The sequence below is a fragment of the Microbacterium sp. KUDC0406 genome, from assembly GCF_021582875.1.
Classification (GTDB): Bacteria; Actinomycetota; Actinomycetes; order Actinomycetales; family Microbacteriaceae; genus Microbacterium.
Genome location: NZ_CP091138.1, coordinates 2,845,012 through 2,864,933 on the forward strand (window position 1 = coordinate 2,845,012; position 19,922 = coordinate 2,864,933).

Below are 19,922 nucleotides of genomic sequence, written 5' to 3' on the forward strand. Positions count from 1 at the left end.
AACTTTACCGGAACATCCGCGAAAATCCGAATCGAGTCAGGTCCGTCCGATCAGTCGCCGGCGCGCAGGTTCGCGGTGCCCGCCGAAACCGATGCGTCGATGCGGTTCGACGAGCTCGAGGACTCCTGCAGGTCGCTGTTCAGCGTGCCCGCGGACACGTCCCGGCGGATGCTGTAGACGTCGTCCGGAACCGTCAGCGTGAGCTGACCGGCCGACACGTCCAGCGACACCTCGCGCGGCACCGCGGACAGCTCGGCGGTCAGTCGTCCCGCCGAGACCGTGAACTCGGCGTCGCGGACATCCGCGAGCGCGATGTCGGCACGGCCGGCGTTGACGTCAGCGTCCAGGCTCCGAGCCGAACCGTTCAGGTTCAGCGCGCCGGCGTCGACCGTGGCATCCAGCTCGCCGAACTCGCCGTCGACATGCAGCGCGCCCGCCTGCACGTCGAAGTCCGCATCCATGCCGCTGAGCGACTCGGGCAACAGCAGGGTGACGGTCTCGCTCTCGTGCAGCCAGTCCGGCAGGAACCAGTTCCAGCCCCGGTCGGGACTGCGCACCTTCAGCTCGTCGCCGTCACGGTACACCCGCCAGCCGTCGAGATCTCCGCCGTCGCTCTCGAGCCGCGCCTGCGCGCCGTCGTAGAACTCGACCCGGACGTCGGCGGCGTCGACCGAGAGGTCGAGATCTGTCACTCCGGTGACTGCGGTCGACGTCGAGGTCGGCCCCGTCGACAGCTGGTTCGCTCCCGCGAACGCTGCGGCCGCCGCGCTGCCGGCGATCGCCACGCCGCCGACCACCGCTGTGACCACGGTGATCGCGCCGATCCCCGCCTTCATGGTCGTATTCATCGGATGCCTCCTGTCTGGGGCGCGGTGCCGTGCTGGCCGGCTGCGCCCGGTGAACCCTGGTTCTCGATGTGGGCGAGCGCCGCGAGCACCCGGCGGTTACCGGACTCGTCGGGCTCGAACCCGAGCTTCTGGAAGATCGAGGTGATGTGCTTCTCGACACTCGCCTCGCTGAGGAACAGCACCGCCGCGATCGCCTGGTTGGACTTGCCCTCCGCGACCAGGGCGAGCACGGTGCGCTCGCGGTCGGTGAGCCGCAGCATCCGCTCGTCGCGGTTGCGCCGTGTGAGCAGCTGCGCGACCACCTCGGGGTCGAGCACCGTGGCGCCGTCCGCGATGCGCTGCACCGTCTCGACGAAGTCCGCGACATCCGCCACGCGATCCTTGAGCAGATAGCCGAGCGGGCCGCCCTGGGCGGCGATGAGGTCGGACGCGTAGCGCTCCTCGACGTACTGCGACAGCACGAGCAGGGGGAGCTGCGGATGCGTGGTGCGCAGGCCGAGTGCCGCGCGGATGCCCTCGTCGGTGAACGTCGGCGGCAGCCGCACGTCGAGGATGCAGAGCTGCGGATCCTTCTCGGCGACGCTGTCGGTCAGCTCGGCGGTGTCCGGAAGTGCGGCGACCACCTCGTGTCCGGCGTCCTCGAGGAGGCGCACCAGGCCCTCGCGCAGCAGCACGGAGTCCTCGCAGATCAGGACGCGCATGGCACCGTCACCTCCAGTGCGGTCGGACCGCCGATGGGGCTGTCCAGCCGGAACGTGCCGCCGGCGGCGAGCACCCGGTTCGAGATGCCGTCGAGGCCGCCACCGGGCTGCACCTGCGCGCCGCCCATGCCGTTGTCCTCGACCCGCGCCCAGAGCACGCCACCCTCGCGGGTGCGCACCACGACGCGGCATTCGCTGGCCCGGGAGTGCTTGGCCGCGTTGGTCAGCGACTCCGCGATGGCGAAGTAGACCGCGGCCTCGGCATCGCGGCATCCGCGCTTCGACGGGCTCAGCGACCCGATGTTCTGGGTTCCTGAGCTTGTCGAAGGATCGAGCCGTACGTCGAGCTGCACGGGGATGTGCGACCGGCTCGCCAGCGCCGAGAGCGCCGCGTCGAGCCCGCGATCGTCGAGCACGGAGGCGTGAATGCCGCGCGCCAGCTGGCGCAGCTCGGTGATCGCGGCCTTGGTCGAGGTGTGCGCCTCGTCGATGAGCGCCTTCGCGGCGGCGGGGTCGCTGTCGATCTTCTGCTGCGCCAGGCCCAGCGTCATCCCGACCGAGACCAGGCGCGGCTGGACACCGTCATGCAGATCGCGTTCGATGCGCGTGCGCTCCACGTCGGCGGCGCGAACCGCGCCCTCGCGCTGCGCGCTGGTGGTGCGCACCTGCTGGGTGAGCTCGGCCTCGCGGCTCGGCACGATGAGCGCGCGGGTCAGCACGCGGTGCAGCAGCGCCAGCCCGATGATCATGGCAGCGCAGGCGAGTGCGCCGAGAATGCCGGCCAGGGGAGCCCAGGTCGCACGGATGCCGCCGCCCCAGGCGCCCTGGACGGTCTCGGCTCCGGTCAGCGGCGCGAAGGCGATCATGGCCCAGACGATTCCGCTCCAGAACAGGCGCAGCACGATCGCTCCGGCGATGCAGGCGAGGGTGAAGTTCACCAGTGCCCGCCACATACGGCCGTCGACGGCCTGCCGGCCGAGGGCGCGGAGCCACCCGCCGAAACCCGGGCCGGTCTGCGGGCGCCACTGCAGGCGAGACACCCCGAGCCCGTACAGGCCGTCGGCGCGCGCGACCTCGAACCAGCCGACGCCGAACAGCGCGTACACGAGACCGACGAGAAGGACGAGGCCGATGCCGAAGACGAGCAGCGTCGCCAGTCCCGCAGTGAGAAGACTGGTGAGAGCGGCGAGGACGCCGGCGCCGACGACGCCGAGGCCTGCGAGCTGCAGGATCGTCAGGGCGATGCGCAGTGGCGGCTTGGGTCGCTCCGCGACCGGTGCGGCGAGGGCCGGTCCGGCGGACGGGGCCGGGGGAGCCGGCGGCGGAGGAGGAGTCGGATTCGTGGTCATGGCATCCACGCTACGCAGGCGCGTGTTTCCGCGATACGGAGGAACCCCTACAGTCCGTTTCGGGTTTTCCCTACCCCTCGCTCACCTGCGAGCGTTTCGTCTCACTCGCTGCGCTCCCTCGCTCAACGACCACGGTTCCCCCTCGGAACAGCGGCATCAGCACCGAGTCCACGATCTCCTCGACGTCGACTTCCTGGATCCGCCGGAACACCAGCCGATCCCGCAGCAGCGCCTGCCCGATGTCCAGCCGCAGATCCGTCACCGCGTCGGCGGAGATCTCCCCGCGCTGCACCCCACGAAGCACGACCTCGCGCGTCATCCTTCGTCCCATTCCCTGAGACAGCTCGCCCGGATCGACCAGCGCCTCCGACAGCACTCCTCGCATCGCCTCTCCCAAGGGTCCCGACAGCAGTTCCGCCGTCCGCCCCAGCAGCGCGCATAGATCCTCGCGCAGCGAACCTGTGTCCGGCACTCCCTCGCCGTCGCGCATCAGCGCATAGGCCGTGTCCCGCACCAGTTCCGGTTTCGAGCCCCACCGCCGGTAAAGCGACGCCTTGCCGGCGCCGGCCCGCTCCGCCACTCCCTCCATGGTCAGCCCTGCGTATCCGACCTCGCCGAGTTCCGCGAGCACGGCCGCGTGGATCGCCCCGACCAGCGCTTCACCGCGCCGCCGCGTCTCACCCACGGGTCACCCGCCCGGTTCCGCCGTCGACGGTCACCCGCTCGCCGTCAGCCAGCACCGAGGTCCCGTCCCCCGTCCCCATCACCGCGGGCAGCCCGTACTCCCGGGCGACGATGGCGGCGTGCGAGGCGATCGATCCGGTGTCGACCACGACGGCCGAGGCGCGCAGGAAGAGCGGCGTCCAGGCGGGATTCGTGTACGGGCAGACCAGCACGTCCCCCTGCTGCAGCCGGGGGAAGTCGGCGACGTCGCGGATGACGCGCACCGGTCCGGTCGCGCTCCCGCCTCCGGCGGGGGCGCCGGTCACCAGGGCGTCCTCATCGTCATCGCGCCGGAACACGTCACGCACGTCGACCACCGGGATGCCGGCGAGTTCTGCGCGCCGCGCGGCGCGTGCCACGACCAGTCCGCGCAGCCGCTCGACGCTCTCCTCGCTCATCGTCGCGACGTCGGGGATGCCGGCGACTTCATCCCAGCGCAGATGGAAGACGTCGAACTGTTCGTCGAGCGCCCCGGCATCCTGCATCCGCCGGCCGATCTCGAGCAGCGCGCGACGCAGCGCCGGCAGCGACGCGGTGAAGAAGAAGTGACTGTCCTCGCGGTAGGCGACGCCGGCCTGCGCCGCGCGCACCCAGTGCCGCGCAGCGGCCTGCAGCACCTTCGGGCGAAGCAGCGGATGCCGCAGCAGCTGCCGCAACGCGATCTCGGAGCGTGAACGGCGGTCATCCTGCGGCGGGCTGTCGACGAGCCCGGCCACCATGCCGACGATCACCTCGGGGGATTCCGCGAGCGTGGGCGGGCTGACCAGCAGCGGCGACGCCGTCTCCTTGCGCCCGAAGTCGTGCCGGAAGGCACCCAGCGCCGCGGCGAAGCCGGGGAACCGATCCAGCTCGGCGACGACCTCGTCGGGCGTCTTCGCCGCGAAGAGCTCACGCAGCGCCGCATCCGCCCGGACCATGCCGGCCATCTCGGCCAGCGCGCGTTCGGATGCCGCGGTGCGCGTCGGCGCCCCGCCGGTGAGCTCGGCGAGCAGTTCGCGTCGGCCGAGCAGCGCGGTGACGATGCCGAGGCGGATGACGGCGATCGCCGTACCCGGAAGGTAGTCGATGCGCATGTCGCGGCTGAGCTCCATCAGGCTGATGGCGCGGTCGGGCACCTGCAGCAGGTCCCTCCAGCGGAGGTCGGCCAGGGGGAGGGCGTCGAGTTCGTCGGCTTCGCTCAGCAGCTGTGCCAGCCGCGGGTCGTGCGTGGCGTCCTCGGGGTGGAAGTGCAGTGCCTTGCGGATGACCTTGAACGGGGTCAGCAGCACCCCCGGACCCGGACGCATGTGCGGCGGCACGAATCCTGTGACAACCCCGGCCTCCTCCACCAGGAAGTCGGTGAACGCTCCGCGGATGCCGTAGTACACGGTGATCTGCCGCATCATGTCGGCCGGCCCCCGGCCGAGCCAGGTCGTGACATCCATGGGATAGGGCCGCACCGGCAGGTACTCGCTGAAGATCATGCTCTGCACGCGCTCGCGCCGATTCAGCTTCCGCGGTTCGGGTGGCAGGGCGGTCATCGGACGCGCCTGCAGGATGTGCGCCGTGCCGTCGGCGATGGCCCACTCCATGTCCTGCGGGCCGCCGAAGTGCGTCACGGCCGCGCGCGCGTAACCGGCAAGGGCGGCGAGCCGGCTCGCGCTGAGCAGGCGGACGCCGGATTGCGCAGGGGTGTCGTGCCGGATGCCGCCGTCGGCATCCGGCCTGATCGCGACGTCGGCGCGCCCCGCGGTCCACTTCTGCAGCACGCCGTCCTGGTCGAGCTCGTAGTGCTCAGGCGTCACCATGCCCGAGACCACCGCCTCGCCGAGGCCGGCCGCGGCGTCGACGATGATGCGGTCGCGCCGGCCCGTCACCGGATCGGCCGAGAACATCACGCCTGCGACGTCCGCGTCGACCAGCAGCTGCACGACGACGGCGATCCGCACCCCGTCGGGGTCGACGCGCCGCTCACGCCGGTACGAGACCGCGCGATCGGTCCACAGCGATGCCCAGCACCGGCGCATCGCATCGAGCACGGCGTCGACTCCGACCACATTCAGATAGGTGTCCTGCTGCCCTGCGAAGGCCGCGCCCGGCAGGTCCTCCGCTGTCGCGCTCGACCGCACGGCGACCGCCGCGTCCGGCCCGAGCCTGCGATAGGCATCGGCAACGGCGGGCCTCAGATCCTGCGGGATGGGCGCCCCCTCCAGCATCCGTCGCAGCTCCGCGGGCTCCGCGTCGGCGACTCGTTCCGCCAGCCCGACCGCTTGCGCCGCGGCCGCATACGCGTCGGTCGTGACGACGAACCCGCTCGGCACGGGCAGCCCCGCGCGCCGCATCTCCCCGAGGTTCGCGCCCTTCCCCCGACCGTCGCCATCTCCCGTGCCTCGTCCAGTCCGACCACCATAAGAAACGTCACGTTCCTTACGTTACGCCCCGTTGTTCCACTCCCACCACCCCGCCGGCGAGCACCTCACCACGTTTCGTCTCCGCTCCTTCGTCGCTCCGCTCAACGACCGAGATGGTCAGCGCGGTTCCCAGAAACACGAGCGGGCGGGGAGGGAACCTCCCCGCCCGCGCCCCGGAATTCAAACTCCCCGACGAAAGAAGGGCGGATGCCGCAGCATCCGCCCTTCTTCGACCCTTCGACAGGCTCAGGGACCAAGTATTGCTCAGTTCGACATGAAGCCGACGAGCAGTCCGCCGGTCACCTTCACCGCCACGTTGTAGATCCCCGCCACGACAGCTCCCAGCACCGTGAACACGATCAGGTTCAGGATCGAGACGACCGCCGCGAACGCCATGACCTGCGGCAGTCCGATCAGCTCGGTCAGGTTGACCTGCCCGTCGGTGAAGCCGGAGAGGAACTCATCGGCCTGCGAGATGACGTTGGTCGACTGCAGCACCAGGTAGATGAGGAAGAACGACACCATCGTGACCACGGCGAGCGCCACGGCGCCGAGGAACGACAGCTTCACAGCCGACCAGAAGTCGACGTAGACCAGACGCAGCCTGACCTGCTTGCCGCCGGTCTTGCGCGTGGACTTCTTCGCGAGCTTGTCGGCTACTGTGCTCATGCGTCTTGGCTCTCTTCGGGGTCGGGGTCTCAGGGGCCTCGGAGTCGGATTCCGCGTCGTCCTCTTCTGCCAGTCCGCGTTCGGTGTTGCGGGCGATGGCGAGGATCCGATCGTCGTCGGTGGTGCGGGCGAACAGCACACCCATGGTGTCGCGGCCCTTGGCGGGCACCTCGGCCACGGCAGAGCGTACCACCTTGCCGCTGGACAGAACCACCAAGACCTCGTCGTCCTCTGAGACGATCAGACCACCCGCGAGGACGCCCCGATCATCGTTGAGCTTGGCCACCTTGATGCCGGTTCCGCCGCGGCCCTGCACCCGGTATTCCTCGATCTTGGTGCGCTTGGCGTAGCCGCCGTCGGTGACGGTGAACACGTAGGAGTTCTCGTCGACGACGGATGCCGAGAGCAGGCCGTCGTCCTCCTTGAACTTCATGCCGCGCACACCCTCGGTGGCGCGGCCCATCGGGCGCAGCGCTTCGTCGGTGGCGTTGAACCGCACCGACATGCCCTTGCGGCTGATGAGCAGGATGTCGTCGGAGCTGTCCACGAGCATCGCGCTGACGAGCTCGTCGCCCTCGCGCAGGCGGATCGCGATCACGCCGCCCTGACGGTTGGTGTCGTAGTCGGTGAGGCGCGTCTTCTTCACTGTTCCGCCGACGGTCGCGAGAGCCAGGTACTCCTTGGCCTCGTAGTCGCGGATGTCGAGGATCTGCGCGATGCTCTCGTCGGGCTGCAGCGCGAGCAGGTTCGCGACGTGCTGGCCCTTCGCGTCGCGACCGGCCTCGGGGATCTCGTAGGTCTTGGTGCGGTAGACCCGGCCCTTGTCGGTGAAGAAAAGCAGCCAGTGGTGCGTCGTCGTGACGAAGAAGTGCTCGACCACGTCATCCGCGCGCAGCTGCGCGCCCTTCACACCCTTGCCGCCGCGGTGCTGCGAACGGTAGTTGTCGCTGCGGGTGCGCTTGACGTATCCCTCGCGGGTGACGGTGACGACCATCTCCTCTTCGGGGATGAGGTCCTCCATCGACATGTCGCCGTCGAAGCCGTGCAGGATGTGCGTGCGGCGCTCGTCGCCGAAGCGGTCGACGATCTCGGTGAGCTCCTCGCGGATGATCGCGCGCTGACGAGCCGGCGTGGCGAGGATGTCGTTGTAGTCCGCGATCCGGGCCTCGAGCTCGGTCGCCTCGTCGATGATCTTCTGACGCTCCATCGCGGCGAGGCGACGCAGCTGCATCGCGAGGATGGCATCCGCCTGGTCGTTGTCGATCTCGAGCAGCTTCTTCAGACCCTCGCGGGCCTCGTCGACCGTGGGCGATCGGCGGATCAGCGCGATGACCTCGTCGAGCGCGTCCAGCGCCTTGAGGTAGCCGCGCAGGATGTGCATCCGCTCCTCGGCCTTGCGGAGCCGGAACTTCGTGCGGCGCACGATGACGTCGAGCTGGTGGTCGATCCAGTTCGTGATGAACCCGTCGAGCGCGAGGGTGCGAGGCACGCCGTCGACGATCGCCAGCATGTTCGCGCCGAAGTTCTCCTGCAGCGACGTGTGCTTGTACAGATTGTTCAGCACGACCTTCGCAACCGCATCGCGCTTGAGCACGACGACGAGCCGCTGGCCGGTGCGGTCGGAGGACTCGTCGCGGATGTCGGCGATGCCGGAGATCTTGCCGTCACGAGTGAGGTCGCCGATCTTGACCGCGAGGTTGTCGGGGTTGACCTGGTACGGCAGTTCGGTGATCACCAGGCAGGTGCGGCCCTGGATCTCCTCGACCTCGACCACTGCGCGCATCGTGATGGAGCCGCGACCGGTGCGGTACGCCTCCTGGATGCCCTTGGTGCCGAGGATCTGCGCGCCCGTCGGGAAGTCCGGACCCGGTACACGACGGATGAGACCCTCGAGCAGCTCCTCGCGCGGGAGATCGGAGTTGTCCAGCGCCCACAGCGCCGCTTCGGAGACCTCGCGCAGGTTGTGCGGCGGGATGTTGGTCGCCATGCCGACCGCGATGCCGACCGAACCGTTGACCAGCAGGTTGGGGAAGCGCGCCGGCAGGACGTCGGGCTCCTGCGTCTGGCCGTCGTAGTTGTCCGAGAAGTCGACGGTCTCCTCTTCGATGTCGCGCACCATCTCGAGCGCGAGCGGAGCCATCTTGGTCTCGGTGTACCTGGGGGCTGCCGCGCCCATGTTGCCGGGGGAGCCGAAGTTGCCCTGGCCGAGGGCGAGCGGGTAGCGCAGCGACCACGGCTGCACGAGACGCACCAGGGCGTCGTAGATCGCGGAGTCGCCGTGCGGGTGGTACTGTCCCATGACCTCGCCCACGACGCGGGCGCACTTCGAGAACGACTTGTCGGGGCGGAAGCCGCCGTCGTACATGCCGTAGATCACACGGCGGTGCACGGGCTTGAGCCCGTCGCGCACGTCGGGCAGGGCGCGCCCGACGATGACGGCCATGGCGTAGTCGAGGTACGACTTCTGCATCTCGGTCTGCAGGTCGACCTGCTCGATCCGGCCGTGGTCGTGCAGGTCGGCCGGGTCGGGGCGTTCTTCGTCAGTCATGAGTTTCTTTTCCTGGTTGCTGAGCTTGTCGAAGCATCCGGGCCCCTTCGACACGCTCAGGGACCCAGCCGAATTCAGATGTCGAGGAAGCGGACGTCCTTGGCGTTGCGCTGGATGAACGTGCGCCGGGACTCGACGTCCTCACCCATCAGCACACTGAAGATCTCGTCGGCCGCCGCCGCGTCGTCGATGGTGACCTGCTTCAGAGTGCGAGTCGTGTGGTCCATCGTGGTCTCCCACAGCTCCTTCGGGTTCATCTCACCGAGACCCTTGTAGCGCTGGATACCGGCATCCTTCGGAATCCGCTTGCCGTTCGCCAGTCCGTCCTTCAGCAGCGCGTCACGCTCCGCGTCGGAGTACACGTACTCGTGGGGGAGTTGGTCCACTTCAACCGGTACAGCGGCGGCATCGCCAGGTACACGAAACCGGCCTCGATGAGCCCGCGCATGTAGCGGAACAGGAGCGTCAGCAGCAGTGTGGCGATGTGCTGACCGTCGACATCGGCATCCGCCATCAGCACGATCTTGTGATAGCGGGCCTTCTCGATGTCGAAGTCCTCGCCGATGCCGGTGCCGAAGGCCTGGATCATCGCCTGGACCTCTTTGTTGCCCAGTGCCTTGTCGAGGCGCGCCCGCTCGACGTTGAGGATCTTGCCGCGCAGCGCCAGGATCGCCTGGGTGTGCGGGTCTCGGCCCTGCACGGCCGAGCCGCCGGCCGAGTCGCCCTCCACGAGGAAGATCTCGCTGATCGACGGGTCCTTGCTGGTGCAGTCCTTGAGCTTGTCGGGCATCGCGGCCGACTCGAAGACGCTCTTGCGGCGTGCGGTCTCGCGGGCCTTGCGGGCCGCAAGACGCGCGGTCGCGGCGTCGATCGCCTTGCGCACCACGTTCTTCGCCTGCACGGGGTTGCGCTCGAACCAATCGCCGAGCTGATCGTTCACGATCTTCTGCACGAACGCCTTGGCCTCGGTGTTCCCGAGCTTGGTCTTGGTCTGGCCCTCGAACTGCGGCTCGGAGAGCTTGACCGAGATGACCGCAGTCAGCCCCTCGCGCACGTCGTCGCCGGAGAGGTTGTCGTCCTTCTCCTTGAGCAGGTTGTTCGCCCTCGCGTACTTGTTGACCAGCGTGGTCAGCGCCGCGCGGAAGCCCTCCTCGTGCGTGCCGCCCTCGTGCGTGTTGATCACGTTCGCGTAGGTGAACACGTTCTCGGTGTACGAGGTGGTCCACTGCATCGCGATCTCGACCGACATCTTGCGGACGGTGTCCTCGGAGGCGAAATCGATGACCTCGTCGTTGACCACCTCGGCGTGACGCACCTTGTTCAGGTACTCGACGTAGTCGACCAGGCCGCGCTCGTAGTGGAAGTCATCGCTGCGCTGCTTCGAGACGGTCGCACCGTCCACCTCGACCTCCTCGGCCGCGGACGGACGCTCGTCGAGCAGCCTGATGCGCAGGCCCTTGTTCAGGAACGCCATCTGCTGGAAGCGGGTGCGCAGGGTGTCGTAGTCGAACTCGACGGTCTCCTGGAAGATCGAGGCATCCGGCCAGAACGTGATCGTCGTTCCGGTCTCGCTGGTCTCCTCGCCCTTCTCGAGCTCCTGCTGCGGCACGCCGCCGTCGGCGAAGAGGTGCCGCCAGACGTGGCCCTTCTGCTTGACCTCGACTTCGAATCGCGTCGACAGCGCGTTCACGACCGACGAGCCGACGCCGTGCAGACCGCCCGAGACGGCGTAGGCGCCGCCGCCGAACTTGCCGCCGGCGTGCAGGATGGTCAGCACGACCTCGACGGTGGACTTGGTGGGGTCGGAGGAGTGCGGGTCGACCGGGATGCCGCGGCCGTTGTCGACCACGCGCACGCCGCCGTCGGCGAGCAGAGTCACTGTGATGGTGTCGGCGTAGCCGGCCATCGCCTCGTCGACGGAGTTGTCGACGATCTCCTGAACCAGGTGGTGCAGACCGCGCGGGCCGGTCGAGCCGATGTACATGCCGGGCCGCTTGCGCACGGCCTCGAGACCCTCGAGGATCTGGATGGAGTCCGCTCCGTACTCGCCGGGCACCTGCTCGGCGGCACCTGATCCACCTCCCGGGGTCCCTGAGCTGTTCGAAGGGTCGTTCGCGTCTTCAGGGAGTTCAGGCGTCATCAGAGGGCAATCTCCAGATCGATATCTCGAGCTTCCATTCTAGCGGTTTTCCACGGTCGAATGGGCCTCAGAGGCCGTGTGTGGCGTTCTGAGCGCGTCGAGGTAGCTTCGTGGTGCCCTACCCGTACGTGTCCCGTGGACCCCGTCCAGGGACAGTCCGCGGTCCCCACTTCCAACTCGGAACGTCGGGTCCGATGAACCGGACGTCCACGACCCCGGCATCCGGATAGCGGTTGCCGATCTCCGTCATGATCACGGCACGCATGTACTGCAGATTCTTGGCCCACGCCGTGGAATCGCACTTCACCGTGAGCATGCCGTGCTGCAGCGACACCGGCTCGGAGTGCTTCGCGGTCTCGCCGCCGACCAGCTCGGCCCACTGCCGCACGAGATCCTCGGCGGCGAGCGTCTTCTCCCAGCCCGAGTCGCGGCTGAGCTTGTCGAGCACAGCGCCCAGTGCCCCGGGGTCGCGCCCCGGTGTGAACGGTGCATTGTCATCGTCGTCGCGGATGCGCTTCTTGCGCTTCCAGTTCTTGGAACTCGGCTTCAGTCCGCGCAGCCGCAGATAGGTGGCAACAGTCTCCGGCGTCTCGGGGGTCTCGCGATCAGTCATCGTTCTGGGTCCCTGGGCTCGTCGAAGGGTCCCGGTCATCCGTGATCGTGCCGGCCTCGATGCGCACGACATGGCGGTGCAGCACCTCCGGGATGTCGGACTCCACCGCGGCGGTGACGACGACCTGCTCATATCCGGCCGTGATCTCCGCCAGCCGTCGGCGACGATCCGCATCGAGCTCGGCGAACACGTCGTCCAGGATCAGCACCGGATCGCCGGCCGGCGACTCCGCTCGCAGCAGCTCGGCCGACGCCAGTCGCAGCGCGAGGGCCACCGACCACGATTCGCCGTGCGAGGCGTATCCCTTCACCGGAAGATCGCGCACGCGCAGCACGAGGTCATCGCGATGCGGGCCGACCAGCGTGATCCCGCGCTCCAGCTCGCTCGCCCGCCTGGCCTGCAGTGCTGTGCGGAACAGCTCTGCGATCTCACCGCGCTGATCGGTCTCGGTCCCTGAACCTGCCGAAGGGTCCTGCCCCTCTTCCGGATCGCCGCCGCGCACGGACAGCGCCCATTCCAGCTCCGGTCTGTGATCCGCGCCCGCGATCGTCGCGTACGCCTCGGCGAGCGGATGCTGCAGGTCGGCGGCCAGCCGGATGCGGGCGTCGATGATCTCCGATCCGAGCGCGACGAGCTTGTCGTCCCAGATATCGAGTGTGCTCAGCCCCTCGCCGCAGACGCCACGGGCCCGCGCCGACTTCAGCAGCGCGGTGCGCTGCCGAAGCACCCGGTCGTAGTCGGCCAGGACCCCGGCCATCCGCGGAGTGCGCTGGATCAGCAGCTGATCCGCGAACCGGCGCCGCGACGACGGATCTCCGCGGACGATCTGCAAATCCTCCGGCGCGAACAGCACCACGTGTGCATAGCGGGGGAGCTCATTGGTCTTCGAGGGCGAGCCGTTGATGCGCGCCTTGTTGGAACCCTGCCGGTTCAGCTGCACCTCGACGAGCACCTTGCGCTGCGCGTGCCCGAGGCGTGCACGGATGACGGCGAACTCCTGACCGTCGCGGACCATCGGTGCGTCGGAAGAGACCCGATGCGAGCCGAGAGTCGCAAGGAACACGATGGCCTCGGCGAGATTCGTCTTGCCCTGACCGTTGCGGCCGACGAGCACGTTGGGGCCGGAGTGCAGGGTGAGATCCGCGGTCGCGTAATTGCGGAAGTCGACCAGGTTCAGGTGCTCCACAATCACTGGGACAGCTTATCTTTCGTGTCTGACATCGGTCGGGGGCGCGGACGGCTCAGCCCTCGGTCGTTGAGCGAGCGGAGCGAGACGAAACGGTCTCAGTGCACCGGAGAGTTCCACCTCAGCGGGCCTCCCGAAGAAGACCGGTGTCAGTCGCCGCCGGGCCGATCGTCACGCACGACGATCCGGGCTGCGGATCCCGGAATCGCCGGCGGCAGGATCAGCGCAGCAGCAGGTTCGGCTGCAGCAGGTACTTGAACGAGTCCAGGCCGGCCTGGTCGACCGAGGTCTGGCTGGTGACAAGCACCGGGCTGAGCTTGTTGGCGTTGTCGGACGAGGTGAACGTGACCCGCACGAACTCGCTCTTCACGGCGCCCAGTGCCTCGAGCAGGTACTGCGGGTTGAGGCCGAGAGTGACCTCTTCGCCGCCGTTGAGGTGCGCGTCGACCGACTCGGATGCCCGCGCCTGTTCGCTGCCCGACGCATCCATGGTCACCGTAGATGCCGCGAAGGTGAAGCGCAGCGGAGCGGAGCGGTCGAGCACCAGGGCGACGCGGCGCACGGCCTCGATGAGGTCGGCGGTGTTGATCACCGCGTAGTGGTCGGTCTGCTCGGGGAACAGCCGGCGGACGGGCGGGAAATTGCCCTTGATCAGCAGCGACGTGACGGTCTTGTTGCCCGCGGTGAACGCGATGATCTCACGATCGCCGGCTCCCGAGAACGCGACCTCGATGTTGCCGGCGTGTGCGAATGTCTTGCCGACCTCGGTCAGGGTGCGAGCGGGCACCAGCGCGGTCTGGTCTGCTCCCTCGCCGTCCCACGGCACATCGCGCAGCGAGACGCGGTAGCGGTCGGTGGCGACCAGGCTGAGAGTCGTACCGGACACCTCGAGCTGCACACCGGTGAGCACCGGGGTGACGTCATCGCGCGATGCGGCGAAGCCCACCTGAGCGATCGCGGTGCCGAAGTCCTCGGCCGGGACGACGCCGGTCGAGCCGGAGACCTCGGGGATGGACGGATACTCCTCTACCGGCATGGCAGCGAGGGTGAAGCGCGCGGAGCCGCAGGTGACGGCGATCCCGCCGTCTTCCTCGACAGCGATCTCGATCGGTGCGTTCGGCAGCCGGCTGGCGATGTCGGACAGCAGACGGCCGTGCACGAGGATCGTGCCGGGGTCGTCGACGGTCGCCTCGATGGTGGTGCGAGCGGACGCCTCGTAGTCGAATGCCGACAGGGTCAGACCCTGATCGCCCGCCTCGATGAGCACTCCGGCCAGGATCGGCTGCGGGTTGCGCTGCGGCAGCAGTTTGACGACGAAGGACACTGCTTCGCTGAACACATCGCGGTTGACCTGAAACTTCACGGCCGCTCCTTGTCGTTGCCGAACCCGACAGATGCGTCAGGCGATCCCATGCTAGTCGTAAGCCGCAAGCGGTCCGCACCTCGGACCCGATCCCCTTTCCACACCTCTGTGGTCATCGGAGTCCCTGAATCTTCCAGAGATCTCTTAACGGTGTTAACAACTGTGGATTCTGTGGATAAGTCGGTGGAAACCTGACGGGAGTAAGAAACTACAGCGATGTCACATGTGGAATCCCTGGGGAATCCGCGGGATTCGGGCGTGTGACTCACACGGTTGTAGTTCGGAGTTATCCACAGCATGCCGTGTCCGGCATCCGATCATCCCGATTCGAGATGAGTTTCTCCACAAGTTATCCACAGGTGCAGAACTGCGTAGTGAACAGCACGGCGAAGGCCGACGTCAACCCGACCATTCGGGGGACATCGGCCTTCGGACTGTGTCGGGCGGAGCGTCGCGTCAGCGGCGACCGAGCTGCGTGGTGATCTCCGTGACCTGGTTGTAGATCGAGCGGCGCTCCTTCATGAGCTCGCTGATCTTCTTGCACGCGTACATGACGGTGGTGTGATCACGGTTGCCGAACAGCTGACCGATCTTGGGCAGCGACAGGTTCGTGCGCTCGCGGCACAGGTACATCGCGATCTGCCGGGCCGTCGCGATCTGCTGCGACCGGCTCGAGCCGTACAGGTCGTCGACGGTCAGCTTGAAGTACTGCGCCGTCGCCGTGATGATGTCGGTCGGCGAGATGATGTTGTCCTCGGCCTGATCGACGATGTCGCGCAGCACGGTCTGCGCGAGCGCGATGTCGAGGGTCGAGCGGTTCAGGCTCGCGAACGCCGAGACGCGGATGAGGGCGCCCTCGAGCTCGCGGATGTTGGATGAGACGACGGTGGCGATGTACTCGAGCACCTCGTCGGGGATGTGCAGGGCATCGCTCTGCGCCTTCTTGCGCAGGATCGCGATGCGGGTCTCGAGGTCGGGCGCCTGCACGTCGGTGATCAGACCCCACTCGAAGCGGCTGCGCATCCGGTCCTCGAAGCCGGTGAGATGCTTCGGTGCGACATCGCTGGTGATCACCACCTGCTTGTTGTGGTCGTGCAGGGTGTTGAAGGTGTGGAAGAACGCCTCCTGCGTCTCGGCACGACCCTGCAGGAACTGGATGTCGTCGATCAGAAGGATGTCGACCTCGCGATAGCGCGCCTGGAAGGCAGCGCCGCGGTTGTTGGCGATCGAGTTGATGAAGTCGTTGGTGAACTCCTCACTCGACACGTATCGCACCTTCACCCCGGTGTAGAGGGACTGCGCGTAGTCGCCGATCGCGTGCAGCAGGTGCGTCTTGCCCAGGCCCGAGTCGCCGTAGATGAAGAGCGGGTTGTACGCCTTCGCCGGCGCCTCGGCCACGGCGACCGCGGCGGCGTGCGCGAAACGGTTGGACTGACCGATCACGAAGTTGTCGAAGGTGTACTTGGGGTTCAGGCGGGATTCGTGCCGGGTGGGGATCGGCTGCTCGCGCGGGGAGTCCGGGCGCGATGGCTCCGGGCTGCTGAAGTCGGGGACCTCGACCGGTGCGGTGGGCTGGTCGGCGAGCTCGTGGTTCACGACCACCCGGTAGGAGGTCACCTCGTCGCCGATGACGCCGAGCGCCTCCATGATCGGTATCCGCAGGCGCTTGTTGATCTGCGCGGCGGTGAGATCGTTCGGCACGTCCAGATAGAGAGTGCCGCTCATGACGCCGGCCGGTACGGCCAGACTGAGGAATCCGTGCAGCTGCGGGGTCACTCGTTCGTCGTCGGTCAGGCGGTCCAGCAGCTCCGACCAGATCGGGACGTCGGATGTTGCTGCAGTGGACATGGGGCTCCGGCCGTTCATGGAGGGTCGCCGAGCTCGGATTCCCCCTGTGGATAACTTCGGATGCCACGGTAGTCACCGACGCGCGGAACGGCAAGCCGCCCAGGGAAAACCGCGGGTGTGTCGGAGATCGCGCACGGGGGAAAGGTTGTGGATAATAGCTGTGCGCTACGACAGGGAAGAGCTGCTCGCAACCGGATGCCGGCGAGAGCGGTGTTCGGTCGTGATTTGCCCTGCGCGGCGGCAGGTCGTACCCTTAATCGGTTGACTTATGCCCTCGAGGCAGTACCCCCGTCTCCGGTCCTTCTTCCGGTGACAACGATCCCGGAGTGATTCCATGAGCAAGCGCACCTTCCAGCCCAACAACCGCCGTCGCGCCAAGAAGCACGGCTTCCGCGCCCGCATGCGCACCCGCGCCGGCCGCGCCATTCTCTCGGCCCGTCGCTCGAAGGGCCGCGTCGAGCTCTCGGCGTAACCCCTTCTCCCGCCGGCCTCGTGCTCGCTACGACTCTGTGCTCGCTCGCCCCAATCGTCTGACCGACGGCGCCGACTACCGACAGGTGGTCCGGCGCGGGCAGCGGTGCGGGGGTCCGCGCCTGATCGTGTCGCTGCTCCCGCGCAGCGAGGAGCGAGCACCCCGGTTCGGGTTCATCATCAGCAAGCAGGTAGGGACCGCTGTGGTTCGCAATACCGTCCGTCGGCGCCTCAAGGCGATCTGCGCGGACCTGCTGAGCACGATTCCCGAGGGCACGGATGTCGTCATCCGTGCCCTTCCTGCATCCGCCACCGCCGACTTCGCAGATCTCCGCGCCGACGTGGGCCGGTGCATCCGCCGGCTCAGCCCGGTGACGCGATGAGTGCCCTGCCCCAGTACGCCTACGGGACCGCGACGCTGCACCCGAAGGATCTGCTGCGCGGCATCCCGGCCGTCCCGCGCAACCTCGTGCTCGGCTTCCTGGTGGCGTACCGCAAGCTGATCTCCCCGCTGTACGGGGACGTCTGCAGGTATTACCCGTCCTGTTCCGCTTACGCTGTAGGAGCGGTGCAGCAGCACGGCGCCGTCAAGGGAGTCTGCTCTCCGCCTGGCGCATCCTGCGGTGCAATCCCTGGAGCGAGGGCGGCGTCGATGACGTCCGTCCGCACGCTCACTTCCGATACGACCTGACTCCGCACGGATTCGTCGTACCCGCTCGAAAGGAAATGAACAGTGGGTCCTGACCTTCTGCTCGCAGCCAGCACGCCGACTCCTGAGCCCTCCGGCGGAGGCTTCGACCTGATCGGCACCATCATGTGGCCGTTCAAGTGGCTCATCGAGGCGATCCTCGTCGGATGGCATTGGCTGTTCACCGCCTTCGGGATGGAAGCGGCATCCGGCCTGACCTGGGTGCTCTCCATCATCGGCCTGGTCGTCGTGATCCGACTGGCGGTCTTCCCGCTGTTCGTGAAGCAGATCAAGAGCCAGCGCAAGATGATGGAAATCGCTCCTGAGATGAAGAAGATCCAGGAGAAGTACAAGGGCAAGCGCGATCAGCTCTCCCGCGAGGCCATGAGCCGCGAGACCATGGCGCTGTACAAGAAGCACGGCACGACGCCGATGTCGTCCTGCCTGCCGCTGCTGGTGCAGATGCCGTTCCTGCTCGCGATGTTCTACACACTGAGCGACGTCGCCAAGCACGCCGTGGTCGGTGCCGGTGGCGTGGGCCTGCTGAATGCCCAGCTCACCCAGCAGTTCTACGACGCGACGCTGTTCGGTGTCGCGCCGCTGCACGTCAGCCTGAAGGACGCCGTCGCCACCAAGCCCGAGGGCTGGCAGGTGACGGTCACCATCCTCGTCGTGCTGGTGATCCTGATGATCGGATCGCAGTTCTTCACCCAGCTGCAGCTGATCTCGAAGAACATGTCGCCCGAGGCCAAGACGGGTCAGGCGTACCAGATGCAGCGGATCATGCTCTACATCCTGCCCCTGGGCTTCATCTTCTCGGGTGTGTTCTTCCCCTCGGTGTGGTCATCTACTGGTTCATCTCCAACCTGTGGACCATGGGTCAGCAGTTCCTCGTCATCCGCGAGATGCCGACGCCAGGATCGGATGCGGCCAAGGCGCGTGAGGAGCGTCTGGCGCGCAGGGGCAAGGCCATCAACTCGCAGGGCAAGATCGTGCCGCTTGCGGCGTATGAGGCCGAGCAGCAGAAGATGCTCGAGGACGCGGAGCGTCTCAAGGCGCAGCAGCCCAAGCGCGAGCAGCCGATGAGCAAGAAGCGTGCCAAGAAGAAGGGCGGCAACTCGTGAGCGGAGACCTGAAGCACCACACCGAGTCCACCGTCGAGCAGCTGGAGCACGAGGGCGACATCGCCGCGGACTTCATCGAGGAGCTGCTGGACATCGCTGACATCGACGGCGATCTGACCCTCGACGTGCGTCAGGGGCGTGCATATGTGTCGGTCGAGGCGGAGGGGAACGGCCTGGCAGTTCTCTCTGCGCCGGACACCGTGCAGGCGCTGCAGGAGCTCACGCGGCTCGCGGTGCAGAGCAGGACCGGCGCGTTCTCGCGGATGATCCTCGACATCGGCGGCTCGCGCGACACGCGTCGCCGGCAGCTCGAATCGCTGGTGGATGCTGCCGTGGCGAAGCTCGACGAGGGCGCGTCGCAGGCGTCCCTGCCTGCGATGTCGAGCTACGAGCGCAAGCTCGTGCACGACATCGTCGCCGAACGCGGACTCATCTCGGAGTCGTACGGCGAGAGTAACGACCGTCACACGGTGATCCGCCGGGGTTGATCGCCCCTGCTGCACCGGGTCATTGAGCGAGCGAAGGCCTCCGGTCCGGTCATTGAGCGAGCGAAGCGAGACGAAATGCCCCCTACTCCTGACACACAGCTCGAGCCGGAGCCGTCCGCCGCGGCGGAACTCTTCGGCGACCGCCTCGAGCTGGCTCGCCAGTTCACAGAAAACCTTGCTGATCAGGGAGAATTGCGTGGACTGATCGGTCCGCTGGAGTTGCCGAGGCTGTGGACGCGGCACGTGCTGAACAGCGCGATCGCTGCCCCGTTGTTCTCCGGATCTGTGGCGGATGTTGGGTCCGGTGCCGGCCTGCCGGGCATCGTTCTCGCGATCGCGCGGCCCGATGTGCAGTGGACGCTCATCGAGCCGATGGAGCGCCGCACCGACTGGCTGAGCGAGCAGGTCGAGGCTCTGGGACTGGACAACGTGACGGTGATGCGGGCGCGGGGCGAGGACGTCGGCATCGAGTTCGACATGGTCACCGCGCGAGCGGTGAGTGCGCTGCGTACCCTGATTCCTGTCGTCGCACCCCTGGTCCGGGATGGCGGTGAGATCGTCCTGCTCAAGGGCCAGGGCGCCCCGGCTGAGATCGAGGCGGCGCAGAAGGCGCTGCGCAAGTACAAGGTGACCGATGTGCGCGTCGAGGTGCTCGGCGAGGGCGTGCTGACGGAGACCACGCGCGTCGTGCGGGGAGTGGTGCGGGCTTCATAGACAGCGTGCCAGGTGGAGTTGCCGCCTGTGGTCGTTGAGCGCAGCGACGCAGGAGCGGA

15 protein-coding genes and 4 pseudogenes are annotated in these 19,922 nt (G+C 67.5%); 6 read left to right on the top strand and 13 right to left on the bottom strand.

What is annotated here, in order from left to right; all coding sequences use genetic code 11:
• Nucleotides 1-50: 50 nt before the first annotated feature.
• The 13 genes and pseudogenes from L2X99_RS14100 to dnaA form a co-directional block, all read right to left on the bottom strand.
• Nucleotides 51-848, bottom strand: coding sequence for a DUF4097 family beta strand repeat-containing protein (locus L2X99_RS14100; RefSeq protein ID WP_236126182.1), 798 nt, complete (start codon nucleotides 846-848; stop codon nucleotides 51-53).
• Nucleotides 845-1,549, bottom strand: a complete 705-nt coding sequence (locus L2X99_RS14105; RefSeq protein ID WP_236135280.1) for a response regulator transcription factor — start codon at nucleotides 1,547-1,549, stop codon at nucleotides 845-847. Before L2X99_RS14105 ends, L2X99_RS14100 begins: the two co-directional genes overlap by 4 nt.
• Nucleotides 1,537-2,898 (bottom strand): sensor histidine kinase, encoded by a 1,362-nt coding sequence (locus L2X99_RS14110; protein ID WP_236135281.1) that lies wholly within the window; start codon nucleotides 2,896-2,898, stop codon nucleotides 1,537-1,539. The genes L2X99_RS14105 and L2X99_RS14110 overlap by 13 nt, the downstream gene beginning before the upstream one ends.
• 70 nt (nucleotides 2,899-2,968) lie before the next feature.
• Entirely contained in the window at nucleotides 2,969-3,583 is a 615-nt protein-coding gene (locus L2X99_RS14115) for a TetR/AcrR family transcriptional regulator (RefSeq protein WP_236126181.1), read from the bottom strand.
• A complete protein-coding gene (locus L2X99_RS18410; RefSeq protein ID WP_329608186.1) occupies nucleotides 3,576-5,141 on the bottom strand; it encodes a PEP-utilizing enzyme in 1,566 nt (521 codons plus the stop codon). The genes L2X99_RS14115 and L2X99_RS18410 overlap by 8 nt, the downstream gene beginning before the upstream one ends.
• Nucleotides 5,136-5,954: pseudogene (locus L2X99_RS17960) on the bottom strand (PEP/pyruvate-binding domain-containing protein); the annotation flags it as partial. The gene L2X99_RS18410 and the pseudogene L2X99_RS17960, both read right to left, overlap by 6 nt.
• 321 nt (nucleotides 5,955-6,275) lie before the next feature.
• A complete protein-coding gene (locus tag L2X99_RS14125) occupies nucleotides 6,276-6,581 on the bottom strand; it encodes a DUF3566 domain-containing protein (protein WP_236126178.1) in 306 nt (101 codons plus the stop codon).
• Nucleotides 6,472-9,228: a DNA gyrase subunit A gene (gene gyrA, locus L2X99_RS14130; RefSeq protein WP_236126177.1), complete on the bottom strand. Its 2,757-nt coding sequence runs from the start codon at nucleotides 9,226-9,228 to the stop codon at nucleotides 6,472-6,474. The genes L2X99_RS14125 and gyrA overlap by 110 nt, the downstream gene beginning before the upstream one ends.
• A gap of 74 nt (nucleotides 9,229-9,302) precedes the next feature.
• Nucleotides 9,303-11,368, bottom strand: a pseudogene (gene gyrB / locus L2X99_RS14135) (DNA topoisomerase (ATP-hydrolyzing) subunit B).
• A gap of 118 nt (nucleotides 11,369-11,486) precedes the next feature.
• Nucleotides 11,487-11,981, bottom strand: coding sequence for a DUF721 domain-containing protein (locus L2X99_RS14140; protein WP_236135283.1), 495 nt, complete (start codon nucleotides 11,979-11,981; stop codon nucleotides 11,487-11,489).
• Nucleotides 11,974-13,173 (bottom strand): DNA replication/repair protein RecF, encoded by a 1,200-nt coding sequence (gene recF, locus L2X99_RS14145; RefSeq protein ID WP_236126176.1) that lies wholly within the window; start codon nucleotides 13,171-13,173, stop codon nucleotides 11,974-11,976. The genes L2X99_RS14140 and recF overlap by 8 nt, the downstream gene beginning before the upstream one ends.
• Nucleotides 13,174-13,387: 214 nt before the next feature.
• Nucleotides 13,388-14,530, bottom strand: a complete 1,143-nt coding sequence (gene dnaN / locus L2X99_RS14150) for a DNA polymerase III subunit beta (protein WP_236135284.1) — start codon at nucleotides 14,528-14,530, stop codon at nucleotides 13,388-13,390.
• A gap of 456 nt (nucleotides 14,531-14,986) precedes the next feature.
• On the bottom strand, nucleotides 14,987-16,378 hold the full coding sequence (gene dnaA, locus L2X99_RS14155) for a chromosomal replication initiator protein DnaA (RefSeq protein WP_236126175.1): 1,392 nt from the start codon (nucleotides 16,376-16,378) through the stop codon (nucleotides 14,987-14,989).
• 334 nt (nucleotides 16,379-16,712) lie between these two features.
• On the opposite strand from dnaA, the gene rpmH reads away from it, so the two are divergent.
• The 6 genes and pseudogenes from rpmH to rsmG all read left to right on the top strand — a co-directional run bounded on the left by rpmH (nucleotide 16,713) and on the right by rsmG (nucleotide 19,863).
• Nucleotides 16,713-16,850 carry a 50S ribosomal protein L34 gene (rpmH, locus tag L2X99_RS14160; RefSeq protein ID WP_116241601.1) on the top strand — a complete coding sequence of 46 codons (138 nt, stop codon included), beginning with the start codon at nucleotides 16,713-16,715 and terminating at the stop codon, nucleotides 16,848-16,850.
• A gap of 37 nt (nucleotides 16,851-16,887) precedes the next feature.
• A complete protein-coding gene (gene rnpA / locus L2X99_RS14165; RefSeq protein WP_268928519.1) occupies nucleotides 16,888-17,232 on the top strand; it encodes a ribonuclease P protein component in 345 nt (114 codons plus the stop codon).
• Nucleotides 17,229-17,593 (top strand): annotated as a pseudogene (gene yidD, locus L2X99_RS14170) (membrane protein insertion efficiency factor YidD). Before rnpA ends, yidD begins: the two are co-directional and overlap by 4 nt.
• Nucleotides 17,583-18,661 (top strand): annotated as a pseudogene (gene yidC / locus L2X99_RS14175) (membrane protein insertase YidC). The pseudogenes yidD and yidC overlap by 11 nt, the downstream one beginning before the upstream one ends.
• Nucleotides 18,658-19,149, top strand: coding sequence for a Jag family protein (locus tag L2X99_RS14180; protein ID WP_236126173.1), 492 nt, complete (start codon nucleotides 18,658-18,660; stop codon nucleotides 19,147-19,149). The pseudogene yidC and the gene L2X99_RS14180 overlap by 4 nt, the downstream one beginning before the upstream one ends.
• A gap of 75 nt (nucleotides 19,150-19,224) precedes the next feature.
• Nucleotides 19,225-19,863 (top strand): 16S rRNA (guanine(527)-N(7))-methyltransferase RsmG, encoded by a 639-nt coding sequence (rsmG, locus tag L2X99_RS14185; RefSeq protein WP_236135285.1) that lies wholly within the window; start codon nucleotides 19,225-19,227, stop codon nucleotides 19,861-19,863.
• Nucleotides 19,864-19,922 lie beyond the last annotated feature (59 nt).